Source organism: Nocardioides sp. T5, from assembly GCF_048161455.1.
GTDB lineage: Bacteria > Actinomycetota > Actinomycetes > Propionibacteriales > Nocardioidaceae > Nocardioides.
Genome location: NZ_CP182415.1, coordinates 1,630,087 through 1,656,252 on the forward strand (window position 1 = coordinate 1,630,087; position 26,166 = coordinate 1,656,252).

Consider the following 26,166-nt stretch of genomic DNA (forward strand, 5'->3'; position numbering starts at 1 on the left):
GTCAGCACGCCAGGTGGTCGGGGGAGTCGAGGACGGCGGCGAGCAGCCGCGGGAAGCCCCACTGGTAGAGGGCGTGGTCGCGGTCGATCTTCTCCCTGGCCTTGCAGCCGGTGGCCAGGATCGCCGTCTGCACCAGCCTCTTGCTGGCGGGCCGGTGCAGCAGGTCGCGGCTCACCGCGTCGACGAGGTCCTCGAAGCGGACCGGCTTCTTCGCCGGCACCCAGGCACGCGGCGTGCGGTAGCGGATGCCCTCGGCGGGCCACCACCCGCCGGCCATCGAGTAGTGCAGGTCCATCGAGCCGAGGGCGCGCGCGGGGGAGGCCCAGACGTCGTCGGTGACGGGCGTGCCGTCGGGTCGCGGCCAGGCGTGCGGCGTGAGCCCCAACCGCGACGCCTGCCAGAGGATCGCGTTGGACGCGGAGTCGTTGCGGCTCGGGCGGCCGACCTCGACGCCCAGGGCGCGGTAGGTGGCGACGACGTCCTCACCCGGGTCGCGCAGCTTCTCGCCCGCGGAGGACCGGAACTCCTTGCTGGCCACCAGGGCGCGCAGCACCGGCACGATCGCGGTGTCGTTCCGCAGGTAGACCTTCGCCAGCCGCTTCACCAGCGACCGCGGCGGGTCGTCGCGCACGAACTTGGTCGCCAGCCGCTCGCAGACGTGCTGGGCGGTCAACGGGTGGTGCGCGAGGTAGCGGAGGTAGTCCCGGGTGACGTCGCGGCCGTCGGCCTTGCGGTTCTTGTGGGTGAACCCCTTGACCCGCACCTTGCCGGTGGCGTGGTCCTCCTTGACGTAGGACGCCTTCCACGACTCCCAGAGGTCGACGTGGTGGCCGGTGAGGATCCGCGCCGACGCCTTGACGTCGTCCTCGTCGTAGTTGCCCGCCCCGAGCGTGTGCAGCTCGAGCAGCTCGCGCCCGAGGTTCTCGTTGGGCGCGCGCTTGGTCGACGTCGCCGCCGACAGGAAGATCAGCATCGCCGGGTGGGTGGTGGTCGCGGCGAGCAGCTCGTCGAAGCGACCGAGCGCGTGGCGCCGGACGGTGTCGCCGTAGTCCACCCGCCAGGTGAAGTGGGCGTCGCCGCTCACCGGCACGTGCAGCATCGCCTCCCAGAACTCGGTCATCTTCTCCAGCACGGGGCGCCGCGTGCGGACGCGTCGCACGAGCAGCCAGCGACCGTAGTCCTCCATCACCTGCCAGCCGCCGCGGACCTGCTGCACCTGTCGCTGCCACAGGTCGGCCGGCCGACGGTCGAGGTCGGGCCACCACCGGCGTACGGCGTCGGCCGAGCCGTCCGCGAACGAGCCCGGCCGCGTGAGCTGCTGCTCGAACCACGCAGAGGCCCCGCCGGCACGGCGTACGTCGCGCGCGAGCGTGGCATCGATGCCGTAGCCGAAGCGCGTCACGAGATGACGTTGCGACGGGGACAGCAGAGCAGACCGATCCTTGGCCACCGAGGTCCTCCCAGCACCCGAGCCGCTTCCGAGACGCCACACTGTCCCACGCCCGGTGCCGGACACGAAGCCGAACGCCGAATCCCGGTTGCCGCGGTGCGTGCCCGCGCGGTCGGATGGCGCCCGTGGACACCGACGTGCGCATCGAGGAGCTCGACCCGACCGACCCGGCGGCCCGGGCCACGTGGCACGAGGTGATGGAACGGGCGGTGCGGGCGGACCGGCCGCACGCGCTCGTCACCACGGCGGCCGCCTTCGAGGTCACCGCGACGTCTCCCAGCACGTTCTACGCGCGCACGTGGCTGCAGGCAGTGGTGGACGGCGAGGTCGTCGGCGTCGCCGAGCTCGAGCTGCCGCTGAGCGAGAACACCGACGTCGCCCGGACGGAGGTCTAGGTCCTGCCCACGCACCGACGCCACGGCATCGGACGCGCCCTCTGGCAGGCCGTCGTGGAGCGCGCCCGGGCCGGCGACCGCACCCGGGTCGGGGAAGAGGTGACCGTCGACGTCGCCGACCCGGGGCCGGGTCGCGCGTTCGCCGCCGCGATGGGCACGGTCGACAAGCACCGCGAGGACCACCTCGTCGCCGACCTCCCGGTGCCGGCGTCGGGCGTCGACGAGGCGTACGACGTCGTCACCTGGCGCGGTCGTTGCCCCGACGAGCACCGCGCGGCCTACCTCGCGATGCGCAACCGGATGAACGCCGACGTGCCCACCGGTGCCCTCGACCTCGAGCCCGAGGTGCTCGACGACGAGCGGCTGGCCTCGTCGGAGGAGCGGCTGATGCGGGCGTACGACGTCCGGGTGGCCGCCGCCCGCCGCCGGTCGGACGGTGCCTTCGGCGGCTACTCGCTGCTGTTCGTCCCGCACGGCACCGACTACGGCTGGCAGGACGACACGCTCGTGATGCCGGAGCACCGGGGCCGTCGGCTCGGGGCCGCCCTCAAGTCCGCCAACTACGCCGACCTGCCCGACGGCGTCCGGTCGGTCCACACCTGGACCGCCCCGACCAACACCGCCATGCACCGCACCAACACGGCCCTCGGCTTCCGTGTGGTGGAGCACATGTACGAGGTCGAGGCACGCATCGCCTAGGGTGCGCCCCGAGGGGCGGTAGCTCAGTCGGTCAGAGCAGAGGACTCATAATCCTTGGGTCGTGGGTTCGAGCCCCACCCGCCCTACCAGGCTTTTTCTTCATCCTCGCGAGGTGATGCGGCGTCGCGCCGCAGCGGTCGACGCTCGGGGTCGCACAGTCACTCGAGGGAGACCAGATGACGAAGCCCGCAGACGCCCGCGCCCGCACGATGCTGCCGATCCCGGACCGGAGGCGGCCGGGACTGACGACGTACGACGCCAAGGACCCGGACACGTCGTACCCCCCGATCGAGCCGCTGCTGCCTCCGGAGGGCGCACCGAACGTCCTCGTCGTGCTGCTCGACGACGTCGGCTTCGGTGCCGCGAGCGCGTTCGGTGGCCCGTGCGACACCCCGACCGCCGAGCGGCTGGCCTCGGGAGGCTTGCGCTACAACCGCTTCCACACCACCGCGTTGTGCGCGCCGACCAGGTCGGCCCTCCTCACCGGTCGCAACCACCACTCGGTGGGCATGGGCAGCATCACCGAGACCGCGACCTCCGCGCCGGGCAACAGCTCGCTGCGCCCGAACACGAAGGCGCCGTTGCCGCTGACCCTCAAGCTGAACGGCTACTCGACCGCGCAGTTCGGCAAGTGCCACGAGGTGCCCGTCTGGCAGACCTCCCCGATGGGCCCGTTCGACGCCTGGCCCTCGGCCGGCGGCGGCTTCGAGAAGTTCTACGGGTTCATCGGTGGCGAGAACAACCAGTGGGAGCCCGCCCTCTACGACGGCACCACGCCCGTCGAGCCCCCCAGGACACCGGAGGAGGGCTACCACCTGACCGAGGACCTCACCGACCACGCGGTCGCGTGGATGCGCCAGCAGAAGGCGCTGATGCCCGACCGTCCCTTCTTCCTCTACTTCGCGCCGGGGGCGACGCACGCCCCGCACCACGTGCCCCGGGAGTGGGTGGAGAAGTACGCCGGCAGGTTCGACGACGGCTGGGACGCCCAGCGGGAGCGGACCCTCGCCCGCCAGAAGGAGCTGGGCGTCGTGCCCGCGGACGCCGAGCTCACCACCCGTCACGACGAGATCACCGCCTGGGACGACATGCCTGACGACCTGAAGCCGGTCCTCGCCCGCCAGATGGAGGTCTACGCCGGCTTCCTCGAGCACACCGACCACCAGGTCGGCCGGCTCGTCGACACCCTCGAGGACCTCGGCATCCTGGACGACACCCTCGTCTACTACGTCATCGGGGACAACGGCGCGTCGGCCGAGGGCACGATGAACGGCGCCTTCAACGAGATGGCCAACTTCAACGGCATGGCTGCCCTGGAGACGCCGGAGTTCATGCGGTCGAAGATGGATGAGCTCGGGTCGCCCACGTCCTACAACCACTACTCGGTGGGCTGGGCGTGGGCGATGAACACGCCCTTCCAGTGGACCAAGCAGGTGGCGTCGCACTGGGGAGGCACCCGCAACGGCACGATCGTGCACTGGCCGAGCGGGATCCGAGAGCGCGGCGGGCTGCGCTCCCAGTTCACGCACGTCATCGACATCGCACCGACGGTGCTCGAGGTCGCCGGCATCCCCGAGCCGATGATGGTCAACGGGGTCCAGCAGGCCCCGATCGAAGGCACCAGCATGGCCTACACCTTCGACTCGGCCGAGGAGCCCGAGCGCCACGACCTGCAGTACTTCGAGATGTTCGGCAACCGCGGGATCTACCACAAGGGGTGGAGCGCCGTGACCAAGCACCGGACGCCCTGGCTGCTCGTGCAGCCCGACGTCCCGCCGTTCGACGACGACGTCTGGGAGCTCTACGACGGGAGCGTCGACTACAGCCAGGCGCACGACCTGGCGGCCGAGCACCCCGACCGGTTGCGGCAGCTGCAACGCCTGTGGCTGATCGAGGCGGTCAAGTACGACGTCGTCCCGCTCGACGACCGCACCGGGGAGCGGCTCAACCCGGACCTGGCCGGGCGACCGACCCTGGTGCGCGGCGGCTCCCAGCTGTTCTTCGCCGGCATGGGGCGCCTCTCCGAGAACAGCGTGGTCAGCATCAAGAACAAGTCCTTCTCGGTCACCGCAGAGGTCGACGTACCGGCCGGCGGTGCCGCGGGCGTGATCATCGCCCAGGGCGGGGGATTCGGGGGATGGGCGCTCTACGCCACGGACGGCCTGCTCAGGTTCGCCTACAACGTGCTCGGCATCCACCAGTTCGTCACGACCTCCGAGCAGCGGATCCCGGCCGGTACGCACCAGGTCCGCGTGGAGTTCGCCTACGACGGCGGCGGGCTCGGCAAGGGCGGGGACGTCACCCTGTTCTGCGACGGCGACCGGGTGGGTGCGGGACGGGTCGAGGCCACCCAGCCGATGATCTTCTCCGCCGACGAGACGACGGATATCGGCTACGAGTCGGGGACGACGGTGTCGGCCGACTACGACGCCCGCAGCAGCCACTTCACCGGGCGGATCCACTGGGTGCAGCTCGACACCGGTGACGACGACCACGACCACTACATCGACCCCGAGGAGCGGCTCCGGATCGCCATGGCGCGGCAGTGACACCGCGCCGCCGAGGGTTCCGGCCCCGCGCTACCCTTCGCCGGCGATCAGGAAGCCGTCACCCTGCTGCTCGAGCTGCAGCCGGCCCTGCTCGGTCCGCGTCTGGCCGGACGCGGTGACGAAGTCGATCGTGTACGTCGTGGTGAGCGAGCTCGGGTCGGCCTGGATGGCGCGCGGGGTCGCCGACTCGATCGTGCCCCAGAAGCCCGAGTAGCCCTCGAACCCGCCGCTCGCGGACTGGAACTCCGGGGTGAGGAGCTCGAAGGTCGCCTCGGGGTCGGTGGTGACGCGGGAGAAGTAGTCCCGGACGAACGCGCGCATGGCGGCCGGCGTCGCGCCGGCCTCGTCGGACGGCGTGGGCTCGGACGGGCTCTCCGACGGGCTCTCCGAAGGGCTCTCGGGCGGGCTATCGGAGGTGGGGTCCTGCGACGGGCTCGGCTCGGTCGAGGCGCTGGGCTCGGTGGTGCCACCGGCGTCGGGCTCCTCGTCGCGCAGCCAGAGGGCCCACGTGGCGATTCCTGCGACCAGGACGAGCGCGATCAGGGCCGCGACCCAGCCGAGGGAGCGCCCGCCAGACCTCTCCGACGGTCCCGTGGCCGCGGGGCGGGCGGCGGCAACCGGGGCCGGGGCCGGAGCCGGAGCCGGAGCCGGAGCCGGCGTCGCCGTCGGGGTCGGTGTCGGTGTGGGGGTCGGGGTGGGCTCCGCGGGCGCCATCGGCTGCGTGGCCATCACGGCCGTGGTCTGCCCGTCGCGTCCGTGCGGCGCGGGTGCCTGCGACGGCTCGCCCCGGGCGATCCTGCGCAGGTCGTCGCGCACCCGCGCGACCGGCCAGCGCCGGGCGGGGTCCTTGTCCAGCATCACGGCGAGCAGCCCGGCGGCGGGGTGGTCGGCGGGCAGCTGGGGCGGGTCGTCGTGGACGATCTTGTACAGCCCGCCCATCAGGTTCTCCCCGACGTCGTACGGCGGCCGTCCGACCAGCGCGTGGTAGAGCGTGCCGCCGAGCGACCAGACGTCGCTCGCGGCGGTCGCAGGCGCGCCCGAGGCCACCTCGGGCGCGAGGTAGGCGGGGGAGCCGGTGATCAGGCCGGTCTGCGTCAGGACGGTGTCGCTGCTGGCCCGCGCGATGCCGAAGTCGCCGAGCTTGGCCCGGTCGTCGCTTCCCACGAAGATGTTGCTGGGCTTGACGTCGCGGTGGACGACCCCGGCCTTCCCGGCCTGGACGAGGCCGTCCGCCGCCTGGGCCAGGATGGCCGCCGCGCGCCGGTCGGGGAGCGTCCCCTCGTCGGCGACCAGCTCGGCGAGCGTGCGTCCCTCGACGTGCTCCATGACGAGCCAGTAGCAGTCCTCGTCCTTGACGAGGTCGAAGATCGACACGACGTGCGGGTGGTTGATCCCCGCCGCCAGCCGAGCCTCGCGCTCGGCGCGCGACACGTCGTCCGCAGTGGTCCCGGGCAGCAGCCCGATGCGCTTGACCGCCACCCGGCGACCCAGCAGCTCGTCGTGCGCGAGGTGGACCACTCCGGCCCCACCGCGGCCGATCTCCTTCTCCAGGCGGTACCTGCCTGCGATCACGTGGCCTCCTTCCGTGGCTGACCGTCAAGGCTAGTCACCGCACGAGGAGGGCCTCACACCCGTTGGGGCCAGTCGGGCAGCCCGTCAGGTGCGCGGGACGCCGCCGTACGTCTCGCGGGCGTGCTCGAGCGCCGCCACGTAGCCCGCCCGCTCGTACGTCGACGCGTCCACGTCGCGCGGCACCGCGAGCCGGCCACGGGCCTCGTCCACCCCGGCGAAGCCCTTGCGCGTCAGCCAGTCGGTGAGGCCGTCGAGCAGGACGGACGCGTGCTCGGGCCCGTGGCGCAGCAGCGACGACGTGCTCATCACGACGTCCGCACCGGCGAGGAGGTACGCCGCCACGTCCGCAGCGGTCTCGACCCCCGTCGACGCGGCCAGGGAGCACCCCACGTGGCCGTGCAGGACGGCGATCCAGGTCCTCGCCAGGGGTGCCTCCGTCGGTGTGGAGAGGGGGAACCCCGGGCTCACGACCATGGCCTCCGGGTCGATGTCGGGCTGGACGAAGCGGTTGAAGAGGACGAGCCCGCGGGCCCCGGTCCGGTCCAGGCGCAGCGCCAGCTCGCCGGGTGAGCTGAACTGCGGGCCGAGCTTGACCGCGACGGGGATCGACACGTTCTCCAGCACCCGCTCGAGGATCTCGACGTGGCGGTCCTCCACCTGGCGTCCGGTCGTGCGGGGGTCGCCGGGCACGAAGGTGATGTTGAGCTCGACCGCCGCCGCACCCGCCTCCTGCATCGCGTGCGCGAACAGTGGCCAGCCGCCCGGGGTGCTTCCGTTGAGGCTGGCGATCACGGGCACGTCGACCGCCGCCACCGCCCGCTCGACGAGGCGGACGTAGCGCTTCGCGCCGCCGGGCTGCGTGGGCGACGGGGACGGCGAGGGGAAGTAGGTCGCGGCCTCGCTGAAGGCGTGCTCGTGCGCCTCCACGAGCTGCAGGTCCCGCAGCTGCTCACGGTGCACCTGCTCCTCGAAGAGCGACGGCAGCACCACCGCCGCGACCCCGGCGTCGACGAGGCGACGGACGCCCGGGACGGTCGAGGTCAGCGGGGACGCGCTCGCCACGAGCGGGTTGTGCAGGGCCAGACCGAGGTAGCGGGTCGACAGGTCCATGTCCTACCTCCGGGCGTCCGTGGCGAACCGGGCCGCGCCCCGGCCGGCCATCTCCTCGTAGGTCGCCCACCGCTGGTCGACCGCCTCCTGCGCCAGGCCCAGCAGGCGCTCGGCCTCGTCCGGGTCGGCGTCGCGGAGCATCCGGTAGCGCAGCTCCCGGTAGACGTAGTCCTCGAGCCGGATGCGCGGTCGCGGGGAGTCCAGCTGGAACGGGTTGCCGCCGCTCGCGCGCACCGTGGGGTCGTAGCGGACCAGCGGCCAGTGGCCGGACGCAACGGCCCGGTACTGCTGGTCGAGGCCGTCGCGCATCTCGATGCCGTGCGCGATGCAGTGGCTGTAGGCGATGACGAGCGAGGGACCGTCGTACGCCTCCGCCTCGCGCAGCGCCGTCAGGGTCTGGTGGGGGTCGGCGCCCATCGCCACCCGGGCGACGTACACGTTGCCGTAGGCGATCGCCTGGAGCGCCAGGTCCTTCTTCGCCAGGTCCTTGCCGCCGGAGGCGAACTTCGCGACGGCGCCGAGCGGGGTCGCCTTGGACGCCTGCCCGCCGGTGTTGGAGTAGACCTCCGTGTCGAGGACGAGCACGTTGACGTCGCGCCCACTGGCCAGGACGTGGTCGAGGCCACCGGCGCCGATGTCGTACGCCCACCCGTCGCCACCGACGATCCACACGCTGCGCCGCAGCAGGTGGTCGGCCACGCTGCGCAGGTCCTGGGCGGCCGGCCCGCTGAGCCCCTCGAGCCGCCGCCCCAGCTCGGCGACCCGTTCGCGCTGCGCCTCGAGCGCCGACTCACGGACCTGCTCGGCACCCAGGACGGCGTCGGCGAGGTCCGCTCCGACCTCCTCGCGCAGCTCGGCCAGCCGCGTGCGCGCGAGGGCGGTGTGCAGGTCGGCGGCCAGCCGCAGGCCCAGGCCGAACTCGGCGTTGTCCTCGAAGAGCGAGTTGGACCAGGCCGGTCCACGCCCCTGGGCGTTGCGGGTCCACGGCGTGGTGGGCAGGTTGCCCCCGTAGATCGAGGAGCAGCCGGTCGCGTTGGCCACCGTCAGGCGCTCGCCGAAGAGCTGCGTCAGCACCTTGAGGTAGGGCGTCTCGCCGCACCCCGAGCACGCGCCGGAGAACTCGAAGAGCGGCAGCAGGAACTGCGTGCCGCGCACGGTGCCGAAGTCGACGCGTGCCCGGTTGTTCACGGGCAGGGTCTCGAAGAAGGCGACGTCCTGCCGCGCCGGCTCCAGGATCGGCTCGAGCTCCGTGAGGTTGATCGCCTTGCGGGTCGGCTCGCCGAGCGGGCTCACCGGGCAGGCCTCGACGCACAGGGCGCAGCCCGTGCAGTCCTCGGCGTAGACCTGCAGGGTGTAGCGCGCGCCGGGCAGCCCGACCGCGTTGAGGGGGGCGGACGCGAACGACTCGGGCGCGTCCTCGAGCTCGCCCTCGTCGTAGTGCTTCGAGCGGATGACGCTGTGGGGGCACACGAAGCTGCACGTCCCGCACTGGATGCAGGTCTCGGGGTCCCACTGCGCGACCAGGTCGGAGATGCGTCGCTTCTCGTACGCCGTCGTCCCGCTCGGGAAGGTGCCGTCGACCGGCAGGGCGCTGACGGGCAGGGCGTCGCCGCGGCCGGCCATCATCTCCGCGGTGACCGTGCGCACGAAGTCGGGCGCGTCCGGAGGCACGGGTGGGACCAGCACGTGCCCGTTCGTGCGGTCGGTGGGCACCGCGACCTCGTGCAGGGCCGCCAGGGTGGCGTCGACGGCCGCCTCGTTGCGGCGGACGACCTCGGTCCCGCGCCTGGCGTACGTCGTGCGGATCGCGGCCTTGACCTTGGCGATCGCCTCGGCACGGGGGAGCACTCCCGAGATCGCGAAGAAGCAGGTCTGCAGCACGGTGTTCGTGCGCCCGGGGAGACCCGCGTCCCGCGCGACGCGGTCGGCGTCGATCGCGAACACCCGCAGGCCCAGGTCACGGATCCGCTCCTGGACGGTGCGGGGGAGTGCGTCCCACACCTGCTCGGGCGGTCGCGGGGAGTTGAGGAGGAGCGTCGCGCCGTGTCCTGCGGAGCCGAGCACGTCGACCTTCTCCAGCAGGCCGATGTCGTGGCAGCCGACGAAGCCCGCCCGCGAGACGAGGTAGGGGGCGCGGATCTCGTGCGGCCCGAAGCGGAGGTGGCTGACCGTCACGCCGCCCGACTTCTTCGAGTCGTAGACGAAGTAGGCCTGGGCGTGCACGTCCGGGTCGGAGCCGAGGATCTTGATCGTGTTCTTGTTGGCGCCGACCGTGCCGTCGGAGCCGATGCCGTGGAAGACGGCCCGCAGCGTCTCCGGCTCCTCGATGTCGAGGTCGGCGTCCCAGTGCAGGCTGGTGCCGCCGACGTCGTCGGTGATGCCGATCGTGAAGCGTGGCCGGGGCGCGCCCGCGTCCAGCTCGGCGAAGACGCCGGCGACCATCCCGGGCGTGAACTCCTTCGACGACAGGCCGAAACGGCCGCCGATGACCAGCGGAGCCTGCTCGAGCGAGCCGGCCAGGTGGGCTTCTGCGAGGGTGGCCGCGACGTCGAGGTAGAGGGGCTCGCCGTGCGAGCCCGGCTCCTTGGTGCGGTCGAGCACCGCGACCCTCCTGACCGTGCGCGGCAGGGCGGCCACGAGCTCGGCCGCGGGGAAGGGGCGGTAGAGGCGCACCTGCACCACGCCGACCCGTTCGCCGGACGCGACGAGGTGACGCACGGTCTCGCGGGCCGTCTGGGCGCCTGACCCCATCAGCACCACGACGCGCTCCGCCTCCGGGTGGCCGGCGTACTCGACGACGCGGTAGGCGCGGCCGGTGTGCGTGGCCAGCTCGTCCATCGCTGCCTGCACGGCGGCGGGCGTCCGGGCGTACATCGGGTTCACCGTCTCGCGCGCCTGGAAGTAGACGTCCGGGTTCTGCGCGGTCCCGCGGATGAACGGGCGCTCCGGTGTCAGGGCCCGCGACCGGTGCTCGCGCACCAGCTCCTCCGGCACCATCGCGCGCAGCACGTCGTCGTCGAGCAGGTCGATGGTGTTCATCTCGTGGGAGGTGCGGAAGCCGTCGAAGAAGTGGATGAACGGCACCCGGGTCCGCATCGTCGCGGCCTGCGCCACCAGGGCGAGGTCGTGCGCCTCCTGCACCGACGCCGACGCGAGCAGCGCGAAACCGGTCTGGCGCACCGCCATCACGTCGGAGTGGTCGCCGAAGATCGACAACCCCTGCGCCGCGAGGGACCGGGCGGCCACGTGCAGCACCGTGGACGTCAGCTCCCCGGCGATCTTGTAGAGGTTCGGGATCATCAGCAGCAGTCCCTGCGACGCGGTGAACGTCGTGCTCAGCGCACCGCCCTGGAGGGCTCCGTGCAGCGCCCCGGCGGCGCCGCCCTCGCTCTGCATCTCGATGACGGACGGGACCGTGCCCCACACGTTGGTCCGGCCGTGGCTCGACCACTCGTCCGCGAGCTCGGCCATCGTCGAGGACGGGGTGATCGGGTAGATGGCGCACAGCTCGTTGAGCCGGTACGCCACGCGGACCGCTGCCTCGTTGCCGTCGATCGTCGCGCGCACGGTGCTCACCCCTCCGGGACCATCTCGATGGCGTGCACCGGGCACTGCCGGAAGCAGGCGCTGCAGCCGGTGCACCGGTTGTAGTCGAACTCGTAGCGCAGGCCTTCCCCGAGCTTCACGACCGCGTCCTCCGGGCAGGCGCCGAGGCAGCCGTCGCACTCGAAGCAGTTGCCGCACGACAGGCAGCGGCCGGCCTCGAACGCGGCCTCGTCGGGGGTCAGCCCCGCGACGACCTCGTCGAAGGCGAACACCCGGGACCCGGGGTCGAGCTCCGGCTGGCGGCGGCGGTCGTGGTCACCGAAGTACCACGGGTTGAGCAGGTCGAAGCCGGCGAGCGGGTGCTTGTCCCCGGCCGACCACACCTCGCCCCGGAGCCAGGCGTCGATGGTGCGGGCCGCGCGCTTGCCGTGGCCCACGCCGACGGTGACGGTGCGCTCGCTGGGTACGACGTCCCCGCCGGCGAAGACGCCCGGGGCTCCCGTCATCAGCGTCGCCGGCGACACCTGGACGGTCTCGTCGACGATCTCGACTCCCGGGACCGTGCGGAGCAGAGCGGTGTCGCTCTCCTGCCCGAGCGCGAGGATGAGCGTGTCCGCTGCCAGGCTCTCGAACTGCCCGGTCCCGTGCGGTCGACCGTCCTCGTCGAGCTCCTGCACCTCGACCGTCAGGTCGTCCTCGCCCATGGAGGAGATCGTGCGGAGCCAGTTGATCCGGATGCCCTCCTCCTCCGCGTCCACCGCTTCCTCCTCGTGGGCCGGCATCTGGTCGCGGGTGCGCCGGTAGACGATGAGCGTGTCCTCGGCGCCGAGGCGGCGCGCCACGCGGGCGGCGTCCATGGCGGTGTTGCCGCCGCCGTAGACGGCGACCCGGCCGTGCAGCGGCTCCTGCTCGCCGGCTGACGCGTTGCGCAGGAAGCTCACCGCGTCGAGCACCCGGCCGGCGTCCTGGTGGGGGATGTCGACCCGCTTGGAGAGGTGGGCGCCGATCGCGACGAAGACCGCGTCGAAGCCCCCGGACCGGCGCTCCGCCTCGAGGTCGTCCACCCGGTGCCCCTGCTCGAGGTGCACCCCGAGGCCGGCGATGCGCTGCACCTCGGCGTCGAGCACGTCGCGAGGCAGCCGGTAGGCCGGGATGCCGTAGCGCATCATGCCGCCCGGTCGCTCCCCGCTGTCGCGGACCGTGACGTCGTGCCCGAGGCGCGCGAGGTGGTACGCCGCCGACAGCCCGCTGGGGCCGGAGCCGACGACCAGCACCCGCCTGCCGGTGGGTTCCGGGGGAGGGGCGAACGCCCACCCGTGCTCGATCGCGAGGTCCCCGAGGTGGCGCTCGACCCCGTGGATCGACACGGCGTCGTCGAGCTCGGCGCGGTTGCAGACGCTCTCGCACGGGTGGTAGCAGACCCTGCCGTGGACGGCCGGGAACGGGTTGTCGTCGGTCAGTTGCCGCCACGCCTCCTCGGCCCGGCCCGCCTTGACGAGCGCCAGCCAGGCCTGGATGTTCTCGCCGGCGGGACACCCCGCGTTGCACGGCGGCAGCAGGTCGACGTACACGGGTCGCTGGGAGCGCACCGGCCCCCCGCGCAGCCGGCCGAGGCCCAGCGGGGCGGGTGGGGTGAGGTCACGATCGGGTCCGGGCACGGTGGGGCTCCTCCGTCGACTGCTGCCACGGTCGCGCACCGGGCGAGGCCGGCGTAGGGGCGAAAGTCCGCTGCGGCCCGGGGGAAGGTCCCGGCACCGCGGGGGTACTAGCACCATCGGCCATCTCGCGGTCGCCGGCTCGGCGATGGACGCTGGTCCTACCCACCGAGGAGGACCCCATGACCAGCACGACGAAGAACATCAGCACCATCACCGCCGCAGCGGGCCGCGCGATCGCGGTCGGCATCGCCCTCGCCGGCCTCACCGCCGGCCTCGTCGGAGCGGGCACGAGCGCCGCCTCGGCCCACGAGGCCGGCTCGCTCTCCCTGCGCGGTGGCGACGACGACCCGCCCGGCGACGACGACGGCGGGCACTCGGGCGACGACGACGGCACGCACTCGGGTGGTGGCGACGACGACCGCGTGATCGTGACCGGGCGCTGCAGCTCGGGCGCCGGCTGGAAGCTCAAGGTCAAGACCGACGACGGTCGCCTCGAGGTCGAGGGCGAGGTGGACAGCAACGTCGCCGGCCAGCGCTGGCGCTGGGCGCTGCGCCACAACGGCTCGGTGAGCGACCGAGGCGTCAGCACCACCACCGCGCGCAGTGGGTCGTTCGAGGTCGAGCGCAGGATGGTCAACCTCGCCGGCACCGATCGCGTCGTCTTCCGGGCCGTGCACGACGGCCAGGCGTGCCGAGGTGTGGTCAACTACTGATCACACCGGAGGTACATCCCCATGCGCTGGCTGACGAATCCCGTGGTGCAGTTCCTGGCCACGGGATTCGTCACGCTCGTGGTCGTGGTCCTCGTGACCAGTGCCCTCAGTCGGCAGGCGGCCGACGAGGAGGCCGTCGCCGACGCGCGCGCCCTCACGCAGGTGCTCGGCAGGTCGGTGGCGCAGCCCGACATCCCGCCCGGCCTCGTCGACGGCGACGCCGCCGCCATCGACCGCCTCGACCGCACGGTGCTCGACCGGCTGCTGGTGGGGGACGTACGCCGGATCAAGGTGTGGGCGGCCGACGGGACGGTGCTCTACAGCGACCGCACGGAGCTGATCGGGGCGGCCTACCCGCTCGGCGACGACGAGCTCGACGTGATCACGGAGGGAGGGACCGACGCGGAGCTCTCCGACCTGAGCCGGCCCGAGAACCGCTACGAGCGTGACCTGGGGGGTGACCTGCTCGAGGTCTACACGCGGATCCGCTCCCCGGAGGGCGACCCCCTGCTCTTCGAGGCCTACTTCACCGCCGATGAGCTCGGCGAGCAGCGGGCGGCCGTCCTCGACCGGTTCCTGCCGATCACCATCGGCGCGCTGGCCGCCCTCGTCGCCCTCACCACACCTCTGATGCTCTTGCTCAGCAGGCGGTTGTCCCGGGCGGCGCGGGAGCGCGAACGCCTGCTCGAGGCCGCCGTACGCGCCTCCGACGCCGAGCGGCTCCGCATCGCGCGCGACCTGCACGACGGGGTGGTCCAGGACCTCGCAGGGTCCTCGATGGCGCTCTCGACGCTGGCCGCGCGCAGCGAGGGGCGTCTGGCCGAGGAGCTGCATGACGTCGGACGCTCGCTGCGCGTCAGCATGCGCGCACTTCGGTCGCTGCTGGTGGAGATCTACCCGCCCGACCTGCACACAGCCGGCCTGGCCGCGGCGCTCCACGACCTCGTCGCGCCCCTGGCAGCCGCAGGGGTGCACGTCGACGCCGACGTCAGCGGCGACGAGGACGCCTCGGACGTGGCGGTGGCGCTCGTGTGGCGGGTCGCCCAGGAGGCCGTGCGCAACGTGGCCCGTCACGCCCGGGCGAGCCGCATGTCCCTGACGGTCCGGAGCGACGGCGACGCCTTGGTGCTCGAGGTGGTGGACGACGGGGTCGGGTTCGACCCGGGCGCCGCGACGGGAGACGGGCACTTCGGGCTGCGCGCGGCCGAGAGCCTGGTGCGGGAGCACGGTGGCTCGGTGGAGGTCGAGTCCGCACCGGGGTCCGGCACGATGGTGCGGGTGGAGGTGCCGCGCACATGATCCGCGTCGTCCTGGCCGACGACCACGCCGTCGTGCGCCGTGGTCTCACCGGCCTCATCGAGTCGACCGACGACCTCGAGGTCGTCGGTGTCGCCCGCGACGGCAACGAGGCGGTCGAGCTGGTGCGCGAGCACCGACCCGACGTGGCGGTGATGGACCTGCAGATGCCGGTCCTCGACGGGGTCGAGGCCACCCGCGCGATCGTCGGGGAGGCCACCGGCACCGAGGTGCTGGTCCTGACGTCCTTCTCCGACCATGCCCGGATCGACGCTGCCATCGAGGCTGGCGCAATGGGCTACCTGCTCAAGGACGCCGAGCCCGACGCCCTTCTCGACGGCATCCGCGCAGTCGCGCGTGGCGAGTCGCCGCTCGACCCCAGGGCCGCGAGGCGGCTGCTGTCGCACCGGTCGTCCGCGGTCCCCGGGGCGGACCCGGCCGCGGCGGCGCTCTCGCCACGCGAGGCCGAGGTGCTCAGGCTCGTGGTCGAGGGCCTGCTCAACAAGCAGATCGCCCAGCGCCTCGGCATCACCGAGCGCACCGTCAAGGCGCACCTCACCTCCGCCTACCAGCGCATCGGTGTGGCCGACCGCACCCAGGCCGCGCTGTGGGTGCAACGCCACGACCTGGGCGGTTCCGTGCGTTGACCCGGCCTCAGCCCTCGCCGGCGATGAGGAGCCTGTCGTCGAGGCGTTCGAGCTGGAGCCGGACAAGCTGGGTGTTGCGGTCGCCCGACTTCATCACGTAGTTGACGGTGTAGCCGACCGTCAGGTCCGAGGGATCGCTGGCGACCTCGGCGAGCGACGCCGACTCCACCTTGCCCCACCACCCCATGTAGCCCTCGAAGCCCCCGCTGGCGTCCTGGAACTCCGGCGTCAGCTGCTCGAACGCCGCCCGCGGGTTGCTCGTCACGGTGGCGAGGTAGGAGGTGATGAACGCGTCCATCTGCGCGCGGGTGTCCTCCGCGGTGACCGGGGGACTGGTCCTCTCGGTGGGGGTGGTGGTCTGCGACGACTGCTGCGAGCGCGGCTGCGGGTCGTCGGGCAGTGCCTCGGGCGTGCCGCGCCCCGCCCAGACGTACGCCGCTGCGACGGCTGCGACCGCGAGCACCGCGGCGGCCGCGAGCCACCCCAGCGGGCGCCGTGCCGGCGCGCGGGGGAGGAGGCGACGGGAGTCTGCACGGGCGGCAGCACCGTCTCCTCCCGGACCGGGGCGGCGGGCGCCGGGACGACGGTGGAGCGCTCGCCGCGGGCGATCCGGGCCAGCTCGTCCTCGTCCCGCGCGCGGCATCGGCCAGCGCGCCTCCGTGTCGTGGTTCATCATCACCGTGAGCAGTCCGGCCATCGGGTGGTCGTCGGGCAACCGCGGCGGGTCCTCGTGGACGATCTTGTAGAGCGCGCCGATGAGGTTGTCGCAGACGTCGTAGGGCGGCTTGCCCGTGAGGGCGTGGTAGAGCGTGGCGCCGAGCGACCACACGTCGCTCGCGGTCGTGGCCGACGAGCCCGACGCCACCTCGGGAGCGAGGTAGGCGGGTGACCCGGTCACCAGCCCGGTCTGGGTGAGCGAGGGGTCGTCCTCCGACCGGGCGATCCCGAAGTCGTTGAGCCTTCGCGGCGCCGTCGGCGATCAGGATGTTGCTCGGCTTGACGTCGCGGTGCACGATGCCGTGGTCGTGCGCCTCGACGAGGGCGTCGGCGGTCTGGCCCAGCAGCGTCGCGGCCTCGACGGCGTCCATGGGGCCGGAGCCTCCTGACGCGCTCGCTCAGCGTCTCGCCGTCGACGTACTCCATGACGAGCCAGCGCACGTCCTCCTCGTCGACGAGGTCGAAGACGGAGACCACGTGCGGGTGGTTGAGGGCCGCGGCGAGACGCGCCTCCCGCTCGGCACGCTCGGCTCGGCGGCGTCCGACCCCGGGATCAACCCGATGCGCTTGATCGCGACCTGCCTGCCGAGGACCTCGTCGACGGCGAGGTGCACGGTGCCGGAGCCGCCGCGGCCGATCTGCCTCTCGAGCCTGTACCTGCCTGCGATCACGTACCGAACCTCCTGCGTCCTCGCCCTAGGCTAGTGCCCGCAAACCAGACCACCTCACCCGAAGGAATCCACGTGAGCAGCCCCAACGTCCTCGACGAGCCTGGAGTGGCGCGGCCTCGTCGCGCACTCCACCGACCGCGACGCGCTCCGCGCTGCGCTGGGCGAGGGGAGCGTCAAGTTCTATGTCGGTTTCGACCCGACAGCGCCCAGCATCCACATGGGCAACCTCGTCCAGATCCTCACCGCCCGCCGTCTCCAGGACGCCGGGCACACGCCGTACGTCCTCGTCGGCGGGGCCACCGGCATGATCGGCGACCCGCGGGACTCGGGCGAGCGCACGCTCAACTCCCTGGACACCGTCAAGGAGTGGACCGAGCGGGTGCGTCAGCAGGTCTCGCGGTTCGTCGCCTTCGAGGGCGACAACGCAGCGACCACGGTCAACAACTACGACTGGACGGCGTCGCTGTCGACGATCGACTTCCTGCGCGACGTCGGCAAGCACTTCCCGGTCAACCGGATGCTGGCGCGCGACACGGTCAAGCGTCGCCTCGAGTCGGGCATCGCCTACACCGAGTTCTCCTACGTGCTGCTGCAGTCGATGGACTACCTCAACCTCTACCGCGAGCACGGCGTCTCGCTGCAGTTCGGTGGGTCCGACCAGTGGGGCAACATCACCGGTGGCGCCGAGCCTGGTCCGCCGGGTGACGGGCGAGACCGCCCACGGGTTCGCCACCCCGTTGATCACCAAGGCCGACGGCACCAAGTACGGCAAGACCGAGGGCGGCGCGCTCTGGCTCGACGCGGAGATGCTCGCCCTACGCCTTCCACCAGTTCTGGCTCAACGTCGAGGACGAGAAGGTCGGCGAGCCTGCTCCGGATCTTCACCTTCCTCTCCCGGGAGGAGATCGAGGACCTCGAGCAGCAGACGGCGGACAAGCCGTTCCTGCGGGCGGGCCAGAAGCGCCTGGCCGACGAGGTGACCGCACTGGTGCACGGCGCGGAGGAGGTCGAGCACGCCAAGGCGGCGGCCGCGGCGTTGTTCGGCGGGGGAGACCTGACCGGCATCAAGCCCGACACCCTCGCCTCCGCGCTGAGGAGGCCGGCGGTACGACGCTCCCCTCCGGCGAGCCTGCCCGGTATCCTCGACCTGCTCGTGGTCGCCGGCCTGTCGAAGAGCAAGGGCGAGGCACGTCGCACGGTCGCCGAGGGCGGGGCCTACCTCAACAACGTCCGGGTGGAGGACCCCGACCTGCAGCCCACCCGCTCCGACCTGGTCGCTGGGTCGTGGCTGGTCCTGCGCCGCGGGAAGAAGAACTTCGCCGGCGTCGAGGTGGCCTGAGGAGGGTGTCGGACGGACGCTGCCAGCCCGTCCGACACCTCCTCCCGCGTCGTCCCACGGGCCCCAACAGGCCTCTGACCTGCGCAAACGCGAGTGTGCTCGCGGTCACAGCGTTTCGATTTGCGCGATCCGCGGGATCTGCATAATGTTCTGTCTGTCGCCAGGGAGCGGCGGGGAGCAAGACCGGTCAGGTCGGGCTCCCGGCCCGGGCAGGACAACCCGAAGCGGTCATCGGTCACGGTGACACCACCGGGTCAGAGCGAAACAGTCGAGGATTTGCCACGACAGAAAGTCGCTCGCTAGGTTTGACCAGTTGCCTCACGCAACCGAGATCCTCGCCGGATCGCGATGTGGGTGCGTCTGATTCTTGAGAACTCAACAGTGTGTTTGATTAGTCGACGAATTAGTTTGTTATGCCCCGTTGACATCATGTTTGCTCATCGGCTCTTTGGGGTTGGTGGGTGGTGGTGTCGCGGTTTCTTTGACAATGATTCTGGCTGATGCCCTGGCTCTTTTGGGTTGGGGTGTCTTTCGCTAGTTTTGTTCAGTCATGGATGTGGCTCTTATTGATAGTCGCTTCTGCTGCCTTTTTGGGGTGGTGGGGGTTGATGTTTTTCGATGGAGAGTTTGATCCTGGCTCAGGACGAACGCTGGCGGCGTGCTTAACACATGCAAGTCGAGCGGAAAGGCCACTTCGGTGGTACTCGAGCGGCGAACGGGTGAGTAACACGTGAGTAATCTGCCCCTGGCTTTGGGATAGCCACCGGAAACGGTGATTAATACCGGATACGACAACTTCTCGCATGGGATGGTTGTGGAAAGTTTTTCGGCCAGGGATGTGCTCGCGGCCTATCAGCCCTTGATGGTGAGGTAATGGCTCACCATGGCTTCGACGGGTAGCCGGCCTGAGAGGGTGACCGGTCACACTGGGACTGAGACACGGCCCAGACTCCTACGGGAGGCAGCAGTGGGGAATATTGGACAATGGGCGGAAGCCTGATCCAGCAACGCCGCGTGAGGGATGACGGCCTTCGGGTTGTAAACCTCTTTCGCCTGTGACGAAGCGCAAGTGACGGTAACAGGTAAAGAAGCACCGGCCAACTACGTGCCAGCAGCCGCGGTAATACGTAGGGTGCGAGCGTTGTCCGGAATTATTGGGCGTAAAGGGCTCGTAGGCGGTTTGTCGCGTCGGGGGAGGAAAACCAGGTGCTTAACACCTGGCTTGCTTTCGATACGGGCAGACTAGAGGTATTCAGGGGAGAACGGAATTCCTGGTGTAGCGGTGAAATGCGCAGATATCAGGAGGAACACCGGTGGCGAAGGCGGTTCTCTGGGAATGACCTGACGCTGAGGAGCGCGAAAGTGTGGGGAGCGAACAGGATTAGATACCCTGGTAGTCCACACCGTAAACGTTGGGCGCTAGGTGTGGGGTCCATTCCACGGATTCCGTGCCGCGCCTAACGCATTAAGCGCCCCGCCTGGGGAGTACGGCCGCAAGGCTAAAACTCAAAGGAATTGACGGGGGCCCGCACAAGCGGCGGAGCATGCGGATTAATTCGATGCAACGCGAAGAACCTTACCTGGGTTTGACATACACCCTGCCGCTCCAGAGATGGGGCTTCTTTTTGGGGTGTACAGGTGGTGCATGGCTGTCGTCACTCGTGTCGTGAGATGTTGGGTTAAGTCCCGCAACGAGCGCAACCCTCGTTCTATGTTGCCAGCACGTAATGGTGGGGACTCATAGGAGACTGCCGGGGTCAACTCGGAGGAAGGTGGGGATGACGTCAAGTCATCATGCCCCTTATGTCCAGGGCTTCACGCATGCTACAATGGCCGGTACAAAGGGCTGCGATCCCGTAAGGGGGAGCGAATCCCAAAAAGCCGGTCTCAGTTCGGATTGGGGTCTGCAACTCGACCCCATGAAGTCGGAGTCGCTAGTAATCGCAGATCAGCAACGCTGCGGTGAATACGTTCCCGGGCCTTGTACACACCGCCCGTCACGTCACGAAAGTCGGCAACACCCGAAGCCGGTGGCCCAACCCTTGTGGAGGGAGCCGTCGAAGGTGGGGCTGGCGATTGGGACGAAGTCGTAACAAGGTAGCCGTACCGGAAGGTGCGGCTGGATCACCTCCTTTCTAAGGAGCACACACCCCGACCAGCGGCGAATGTTCGCTGGCGCATGGTGGTGTCTCACTAGTGGAACGTCGACTGTCAGGTGCGAGGCTCTGCTCGTTGCCTGGTCATGGGCCTCACGTTGGTGGGGACGTGGTTGAACACACTGTTGGGTCCTGAAGGATCAGCCGTTCGGCGCCTTCTGGGCTTTGGTCCTGGGGTTGTTGGTGGGTTGGCTTTCTGTGTCCTCTCTTCGTCCGAGTCCTCCGGTTTGTGGGGGTGAGGGTGTTGGTGGGGTTGTTGTTGTTGAGATCTGCATAGTGGACGCGAGCATCTTCATGACTGGCACCTGGGAACAGGTGGTGGTTGTGAGAGTAATTAATTGCGCGGTCGTGGCCTGTTTCCTTACGGGTTGCGGTTCGTGTGAGTCTGCCGGCGCATCCTTTGATTGGGGGTGGGTCGGGTGTTTTTGGTTTGTTTTGACGTGTGTTGTTTTGACGTTGTTGAGACAATGTCTATGAAGGGCACATGGTGGATGCCTTGGCATCAAGAGCCGATGAAGGACGTTGGAGCCTGCGATAAGCCCTGGGGAGTTGGCAACCAAGTTTGTGATCCGGGGTGTCCGAATGGGGAAACCCAGCACGAGTCATGTCGTGTTACCTGCACCTGAACACATAGGGTGTGTGGAGGGAACGTCGGGAAGTGAAACATCTCAGTACCGACAGGAAGAGAAAACAACAGTGATTCCGAGAGTAGTGGCGAGCGAAATCGGATGAGGCTAAACCGTGTCTGTGTGATACCCGGCAGGGGTTGCAGACGCGGGGTCGTGGGACCGCTCATCACGTGCTGCCGTGCGTGGAGGAAGTAAGAAACCTGTGTGGAAGTCGAAGTCGGTTGGAAAGCCGTACCGTAGAGGGTGATAGGCCCGTAGACGTAAAGCGCAGGCTTCCGAGCGTGTTCCCAAGTAACACGGAACCCCTGAAATTCCGTGTGAATCTGGCGGGACCACCCGTTAAGCCTAAATACTCCTTGATGACCGATAGCGGACAAGTACCGTGAGGGAAAGGTGAAAAGTACCCCTGGCGGGGAGTGAAATAGTACCTGAAACCGTGTGCCTACAATCCGTCGGAGCCTGACGCATCCTTGTGGTGTGGGTGGGTGACGGTGCCTTTTGAAGAATGAGCCTGCGAGTTTGCGGTGTGTTGCGAGGTTAACCCGTGTGGGGAAGCCGTAGCGAAAGCGAGTCCGAATAGGGCGTTTCAGTAGCGCGCTCAAGACCCGAAGCGAAGTGATCTATCCATGGGCAGGTTGAAGCGTCGGTAAGACGACGTGGAGGACCGAACCCACTTAGGTTGAAAACTGAGGGGATGACCTGTGGATAGGGGTGAAAGGCCAATCAAACTTCGTGATAGGCTGGTTCTCCCGAAATGCATTTAGGTGCAGCGTTGCGTGTTTCTTGCCGGAGGTAGAGCACTGGATAGCCGATGGGCCCTACAAGGTTACTGACGTTAGCCAAACTCCGAATGCCGGTAAGTGAGAGCGCAGCAGTGAGACTGCGGGGGATAAGGCTCCGTAGTCGAGAGGGAAACAGCCCAGACCATCGCCTAAGGCCCCTAAGCGGTGACTAAGTGGAAAAGGATGTGGAGTCGCATTGACAACCAGGAGGTTGGCTTGGAAGCAGCCACCCTTGAAAGAGTGCGTAATAGGCTCACTGGTCAAGTGATTCCGCGCCGACAATGTAGCGGGGCTCAAGTCATCCGCCGAAGCTATGGCATTCAGCGAATACATCAGCATCCACTTGATGGGTGTTCAGTGCGCTGGATGGGTAGGGAGCGTCGTGTGGGCAGTGAAGCGTCGGAGTGATCCAGGCGTGGAGGCCACACGAGTGAGAATGCAGGCATGAGTAGCGAATCACGGGTGAGAAACCCGTGCGCCGAATGATCAAGGGTTCCAGGGTCGCCTAATCTGCCCTGGGTAAGTCGGGACCTAAGGCGAGGCCGACAGGCGTAGTCGATGGACAACGGGTTGATATTCCCGTACCGGCGAAGTTGCGCCCATGACGAACCTGGTGATGCTAACCACCCGAAACTCATCGGACCGGACCCTTCGGGGCGAGGCTGGTGAGCGGAGCGTGGGACCCGAGCCTGGTAGTAGTCAAGCGATGGGGTGACGCAGGAAGGTAGCCCAGCCACAGCGATGGTTGTCTGTGGGCAAGCGCGTAGGACGTGGTGTAGGCAAATCCGCACCATCCACTTCAGTGTGGAGTCTGAGACGTGACGCGGAGCCATATATGGCGAAGTGGGTGATCCTATGCTGTCGAGAAAAACCTCTAGCGAGCAACGAGCCGCCCGTACCCCAAACCGACTCAGGTGATCAAGTAGAGAATACTAAGGCGATCGAGACAACCATGGTTAAGGAACTCGGCAAAATGCCCCCGTAACTTCGGGAGAGAAGGGGGCCCGGATCGTGAACCCACTTGCTGGGGGAAGCGTGAAGGGCCGCAGAGACCAGGGGAAAGCGACTGTTTACTAAAAACACAGGTCCGTGCGAAGTTGTAAGACGATGTATACGGACTGACTCCTGCCCGGTGCTGGAAGGTTAAGAGGACCGGTTAGGCAGCAATGCCGAAGCCTGAGAATTTAAGCCCCAGTAAACGGCGGTGGTAACTATAACCATCCTAAGGTAGCGAAATTCCTTGTCGGGTAAGTTCCGACCTGCACGAATGGAGTAACGACTTTCCCACTGTCTCAACCATGGACTCGGCGAAATTGCACTACGAGTAAAGATGCTCGTTACGCGCGGCAGGACGGAAAGACCCCGGGACCTTTACTATAGTTTGGTATTGGTGTTTGGTACGGCTTGTGTAGGATAGGTGGGAGACTGTGAAGTCCACACGCCAGTGTGGGTGGAGTCAACGTTGAAATACCACTCTGGTCGTACTAGATGTCTAACCTAGGTCCGTCATCCGGATCAGGGACAGTGCCTGATGGGTAGTTTAACTGGGGCGGTTGCCTCCTAAAATGTAACGGAGGCGCTCAAAGGTTCCCTCAGCCTGGTTGGCAATCAGGTGGCGAGTGTAAGTGCACAAGGGAGCCTTGACTGTGAGACAGACATGTCGAGCAGGGACGAAAGTCGGAACTAGTGATCTGGCCACGGCATGTGGAAGCGTGGTCACTCAACGGATAAAAGGTACCCCGGGGATAACAGGCTGATCTTCCCCAAGAGTCCATATCGACGGGATGGTTTGGCACCTCGATGTCGGCTCGTCGCATCCTGGGGCTGGAGTAGGTCCCAAGGGTTGGGCTGTTCGCCCATTAAAGCGGCACGCGAGCCTGGGTTTAGAACGTCGTGAGACAGTTCGGTCCCTATCCGCCGCGCGCGCAGGAAACTTGAGAAAGGCTGTCCCTAGTACGAGAGGACCGGGATGGACGAACCTCTGGTGTGCCAGTTGTTCTGCCAAGAGCACGGCTGGTTGGCTACGTTCGGAAGTGATAACCGCTGAATGCATCTAAGCGGGAAGCACGTTTCAAGATGAGGTTTCCCACCCAATAATGGGGTAAGGCCCCCACAGAACATGGGGTTGATAGGCCGGAGGTGTACAGCAGTAATGCCTAGCCGACCGGTACTAATAGGCCGAGGGCTTGTCCCAACCACGTACAAAACAACACACGCTGAGCGTGCACGGTTTTGACACGTGAACCACGCGCAAACCAACGAACACACACACTTGTTCGCGTCCACTACGCAGTTCCCAACCAACAAACCCGTCCCGCGACAGCGGGGGTTTGAGAGGGTTGAAAGAGTTACGGCGGCCATAGCGAAACGGGAAACACCCGGTCCCATACCGAACCCGGAAGTTAAGCCTTTCAGCGCCGATGGTACTGCAACCGAGAGGTTGTGGGAGAGTAGGACGCCGCCGGACAAACATTTGGCAGGGGCCACCAGTGATCTGGTGGCCCCTGTGCCATTTCATGGCGCGGTATGAGTAGCGTTGGCCCCGAGCGGGGACGACGCGTGGAGAAGGGAAGTGCGGCTGTGGCCGAGGACCGTCGAGGACAGCGACCGTCACGAGGCGGCTCGGGCGCCGGACGAGGAGGCTCGTCAGCCGGCAGTCGCAGTGGTGGCTCCAGCTCGCGCGGAGGTCAGCGCAGCGACTCACGCGGTGGCTCGGGCCGCTCCGGGGACTCCCGTGGCACGTCAGGTGGCCGTCCCACCTCCGGCGGGAAGCCGTCCGGTGGCAAGCGCCCCGACCGCTCGCAGGAACGTGGCTTCAGGGGTCGCTCGGAGCAGGCGCCCCGCACGGCCGACCAGGCGGCGTACGACGGTCCCGACCTGCCCGAGGACATCACCGGCGCTGAGCTCGACCGTGGCGTCCGCGCCCAGCTGAAGGGCCTGCCGGAGAAGCTGGCGGCCCGCGTCGCGCGACACCTGGCAGCAGCAGGTGCGTTCATCGACGACGACCCCGAGCTGGCCTACCGCCACGCCCTGGCCGCGCGTGCCCGCGCCTCACGCATCGCCGTCGTCCGGGAGGCCGCGGGCGAGACCGCTTACGCCGCCGGCCACTACGCCGAGGCGCTGGCCGAGCTGCGCGCGGCGAAGCGCATGAACGGCGCGACCGACTACCTGCCCATCATGGCCGACTGCCACCGTGCCCTCGGCAACCCCGAGCAGGCCATCAAGCTCGCCAAGAGCCCGTCGGTGTCCAACTTCAGCTCCGAGGCCAAGGCAGAGATGACGCTGGTCGAAGCCGGGGCCCGGCGTGACATGGGCCAGCTCGACGCTGCGCTGCGGACCCTCGAGCTTGCCCCGCTCACCTCCAAGAGCCGGCAGTCGTGGGTGGTGCGGCTGCGCTACGCGTACGCCGACACCCTCGAGGCCGCTGGTCGCGAGACCGACGCCCTCTCGTGGTTCCACCGCACCCACGCCATCGACTCCGACCAGCTGACGGACGCTGCCGCCCGCGCGGAGGCACTCGAACGACGCCAGTCCTGATCGGCGTGACGGCTGGCGCTCGGGCGCCACATGAGTCACAATGGGGCCACTAATCACATACGTGTCACTCGACTCTTGTTGAGCACTGACGACAGAACGCTGGGGAAGGCGCATCTGGAGCGTCGGAACTCAAGGAGGTCACAGTGACCACACGCATTGCTTCCCGTCCGGACGGTCCGGCCACGAGGGGCATTCTCTACGTGCACTCTGCTCCCTCCGCACTCTGCCCGCACATCGAGTGGGCGGTGGGCGGAGTCCTCGGAGTTGCCGTCTCGCTCGACTGGACGCCTCAGCCTGCCCAGCCGGGGTCCTACCGCGCCGAGCTGTCCTGGACCGGCTCGGCCGGCACGGCTGCCGCCGTGGCGTCGGCGCTGCGCGGGTGGAACCACCTGCGCTTCGAGATCACCGAGGAGCCGACCAGCTCCACCGAGGGCACCCGCTTCTCGTGCACGCCCGACCTCGGGATCTTCCACGCCATCACCGGCCCGCACGGGGACATCCTGATCCCTGAGGACCGGCTCAAGGCCGCGGTCGTGAAGGCCGCACTGGGCGACACCACGCTGCTGCTCGAGATCGACACCCTGCTCGGCAAGCCGTGGGACGACGAGCTGGAGACCTTCCGCCACGCCGGCGAGGGCGCCCCGGTGCGCTGGCTCCACCAGGTGGTCTGAGGAGCCCCAGCGGTCGCGTCGTGCGTGAC

The 26,166-nt window shown here is 68.7% G+C and carries 15 protein-coding genes, 1 tRNA gene, 3 rRNA genes and 1 pseudogene; 14 read left to right on the forward strand and 6 right to left on the reverse strand.

All coding sequences use genetic code 11. From position 1 onward, the window contains the following. Position 1 precedes the first annotated feature (1 nt). Positions 2 to 1,402: a DUF1800 domain-containing protein gene (locus ACNKF0_RS07995; protein ID WP_416957288.1), complete on the reverse strand. Its 1,401-nt coding sequence runs from the start codon at positions 1,400 to 1,402 to the stop codon at positions 2 to 4. Between the two features lie 173 nt (positions 1,403 to 1,575). Here ACNKF0_RS07995 and ACNKF0_RS08000 point away from each other — a divergent pair, with 173 nt between their 5' ends. From ACNKF0_RS08000 to ACNKF0_RS08015, 4 genes are all read left to right on the forward strand, one after another. After that, positions 1,576 to 1,845 (forward strand): hypothetical protein, encoded by a 270-nt coding sequence (locus ACNKF0_RS08000; RefSeq protein WP_416957290.1) that lies wholly within the window; start codon positions 1,576 to 1,578, stop codon positions 1,843 to 1,845. A 54-nt stretch (positions 1,846 to 1,899) separates the two neighbouring features. After that, on the forward strand, positions 1,900 to 2,544 hold the full coding sequence (locus ACNKF0_RS08005) for a hypothetical protein (RefSeq protein WP_416957292.1): 645 nt from the start codon (positions 1,900 to 1,902) through the stop codon (positions 2,542 to 2,544). A 12-nt stretch (positions 2,545 to 2,556) separates the two neighbouring features. Beyond that, positions 2,557 to 2,633 (forward strand) — tRNA-Ile (locus tag ACNKF0_RS08010). Positions 2,634 to 2,720: 87 nt separating this feature from the next. Continuing rightward, on the forward strand, positions 2,721 to 5,093 hold the full coding sequence (locus tag ACNKF0_RS08015) for an arylsulfatase (protein ID WP_416957294.1): 2,373 nt from the start codon (positions 2,721 to 2,723) through the stop codon (positions 5,091 to 5,093). A gap of 30 nt (positions 5,094 to 5,123) precedes the next feature. Here the strand turns inward: ACNKF0_RS08015 and ACNKF0_RS08020 are convergent, their stop codons facing one another. The 4 genes from ACNKF0_RS08020 to ACNKF0_RS08035 form a co-directional block, all read right to left on the reverse strand. Beyond that, a complete protein-coding gene (locus ACNKF0_RS08020; protein ID WP_416957296.1) occupies positions 5,124 to 6,665 on the reverse strand; it encodes a serine/threonine-protein kinase in 1,542 nt (513 codons plus the stop codon). An 84-nt stretch (positions 6,666 to 6,749) separates the two neighbouring features. Beyond that, entirely contained in the window at positions 6,750 to 7,775 is a 1,026-nt protein-coding gene (locus ACNKF0_RS08025) for a dihydroorotate dehydrogenase-like protein (RefSeq protein ID WP_416957298.1), read from the reverse strand. A 3-nt stretch (positions 7,776 to 7,778) separates the two neighbouring features. Beyond that, positions 7,779 to 11,351 (reverse strand): pyruvate:ferredoxin (flavodoxin) oxidoreductase, encoded by a 3,573-nt coding sequence (nifJ, locus tag ACNKF0_RS08030; RefSeq protein WP_416957300.1) that lies wholly within the window; start codon positions 11,349 to 11,351, stop codon positions 7,779 to 7,781. Next, positions 11,348 to 13,018, reverse strand: a complete 1,671-nt coding sequence (locus ACNKF0_RS08035; protein WP_416957302.1) for an NAD(P)-binding protein — start codon at positions 13,016 to 13,018, stop codon at positions 11,348 to 11,350. The genes nifJ and ACNKF0_RS08035 overlap by 4 nt, the downstream gene beginning before the upstream one ends. Before the next feature lie 140 nt (positions 13,019 to 13,158). On the opposite strand from ACNKF0_RS08035, the gene ACNKF0_RS08040 reads away from it, so the two are divergent. Genes ACNKF0_RS08040 through ACNKF0_RS08050 form a run of 3 tightly spaced genes read left to right on the forward strand, consistent with a single transcriptional unit; the run spans position 13,159 to position 15,635 of the window. After that, positions 13,159 to 13,692 carry a hypothetical protein gene (locus ACNKF0_RS08040; protein WP_416957304.1) on the forward strand — a complete coding sequence of 178 codons (534 nt, stop codon included), beginning with the start codon at positions 13,159 to 13,161 and terminating at the stop codon, positions 13,690 to 13,692. A gap of 21 nt (positions 13,693 to 13,713) precedes the next feature. Continuing rightward, complete coding sequence (locus tag ACNKF0_RS08045; protein WP_416957306.1) at positions 13,714 to 14,991, forward strand: sensor histidine kinase; 1,278 nt, start codon at positions 13,714 to 13,716, stop codon at positions 14,989 to 14,991. Then, entirely contained in the window at positions 14,988 to 15,635 is a 648-nt protein-coding gene (locus ACNKF0_RS08050; protein WP_416957308.1) for a response regulator, read from the forward strand. The genes ACNKF0_RS08045 and ACNKF0_RS08050 overlap by 4 nt, the downstream gene beginning before the upstream one ends. A 7-nt stretch (positions 15,636 to 15,642) precedes the next feature. Here ACNKF0_RS08050 and ACNKF0_RS08055 read toward each other — a convergent pair whose 3' ends face one another. Next, positions 15,643 to 16,578 (reverse strand): protein kinase domain-containing protein, encoded by a 936-nt coding sequence (locus ACNKF0_RS08055; RefSeq protein WP_416958455.1) that lies wholly within the window; start codon positions 16,576 to 16,578, stop codon positions 15,643 to 15,645. Between ACNKF0_RS08055 and ACNKF0_RS08060 the strand changes: the two genes are divergently transcribed. The 7 genes and pseudogenes from ACNKF0_RS08060 to ACNKF0_RS08090 all read left to right on the forward strand — a co-directional run bounded on the left by ACNKF0_RS08060 (position 16,547) and on the right by ACNKF0_RS08090 (position 26,137). Beyond that, positions 16,547 to 16,741, forward strand: a complete 195-nt coding sequence (locus ACNKF0_RS08060) for a hypothetical protein (protein WP_416957310.1) — start codon at positions 16,547 to 16,549, stop codon at positions 16,739 to 16,741. The genes ACNKF0_RS08055 and ACNKF0_RS08060 overlap by 32 nt on opposite strands. Positions 16,742 to 17,123: 382 nt before the next feature. Then, a pseudogene (gene tyrS / locus ACNKF0_RS08065) lies at positions 17,124 to 18,362 on the forward strand (tyrosine--tRNA ligase). A 615-nt stretch (positions 18,363 to 18,977) separates the two neighbouring features. Continuing rightward, positions 18,978 to 20,497, forward strand: a 16S ribosomal RNA gene (locus ACNKF0_RS08070). Between the two features lie 482 nt (positions 20,498 to 20,979). Next, a 23S ribosomal RNA gene (locus ACNKF0_RS08075) occupies positions 20,980 to 24,124 on the forward strand. A 154-nt stretch (positions 24,125 to 24,278) separates the two neighbouring features. Then, positions 24,279 to 24,396, forward strand: a 5S ribosomal RNA gene (gene rrf, locus ACNKF0_RS08080). The 16S, 23S and 5S rRNA genes sit together here, the layout of an rRNA operon. Before the next feature lie 92 nt (positions 24,397 to 24,488). Continuing rightward, the gene (locus ACNKF0_RS08085) at positions 24,489 to 25,466 is read left to right on the forward strand and encodes a tetratricopeptide repeat protein (RefSeq protein WP_416957313.1); all 978 of its coding nucleotides are present in this window, start codon (positions 24,489 to 24,491) and stop codon (positions 25,464 to 25,466) included. Between the two features lie 155 nt (positions 25,467 to 25,621). Next, entirely contained in the window at positions 25,622 to 26,137 is a 516-nt protein-coding gene (locus ACNKF0_RS08090; protein ID WP_416958457.1) for a DUF3145 domain-containing protein, read from the forward strand. The last annotated feature ends 29 nt before the right edge of the window (positions 26,138 to 26,166 follow it).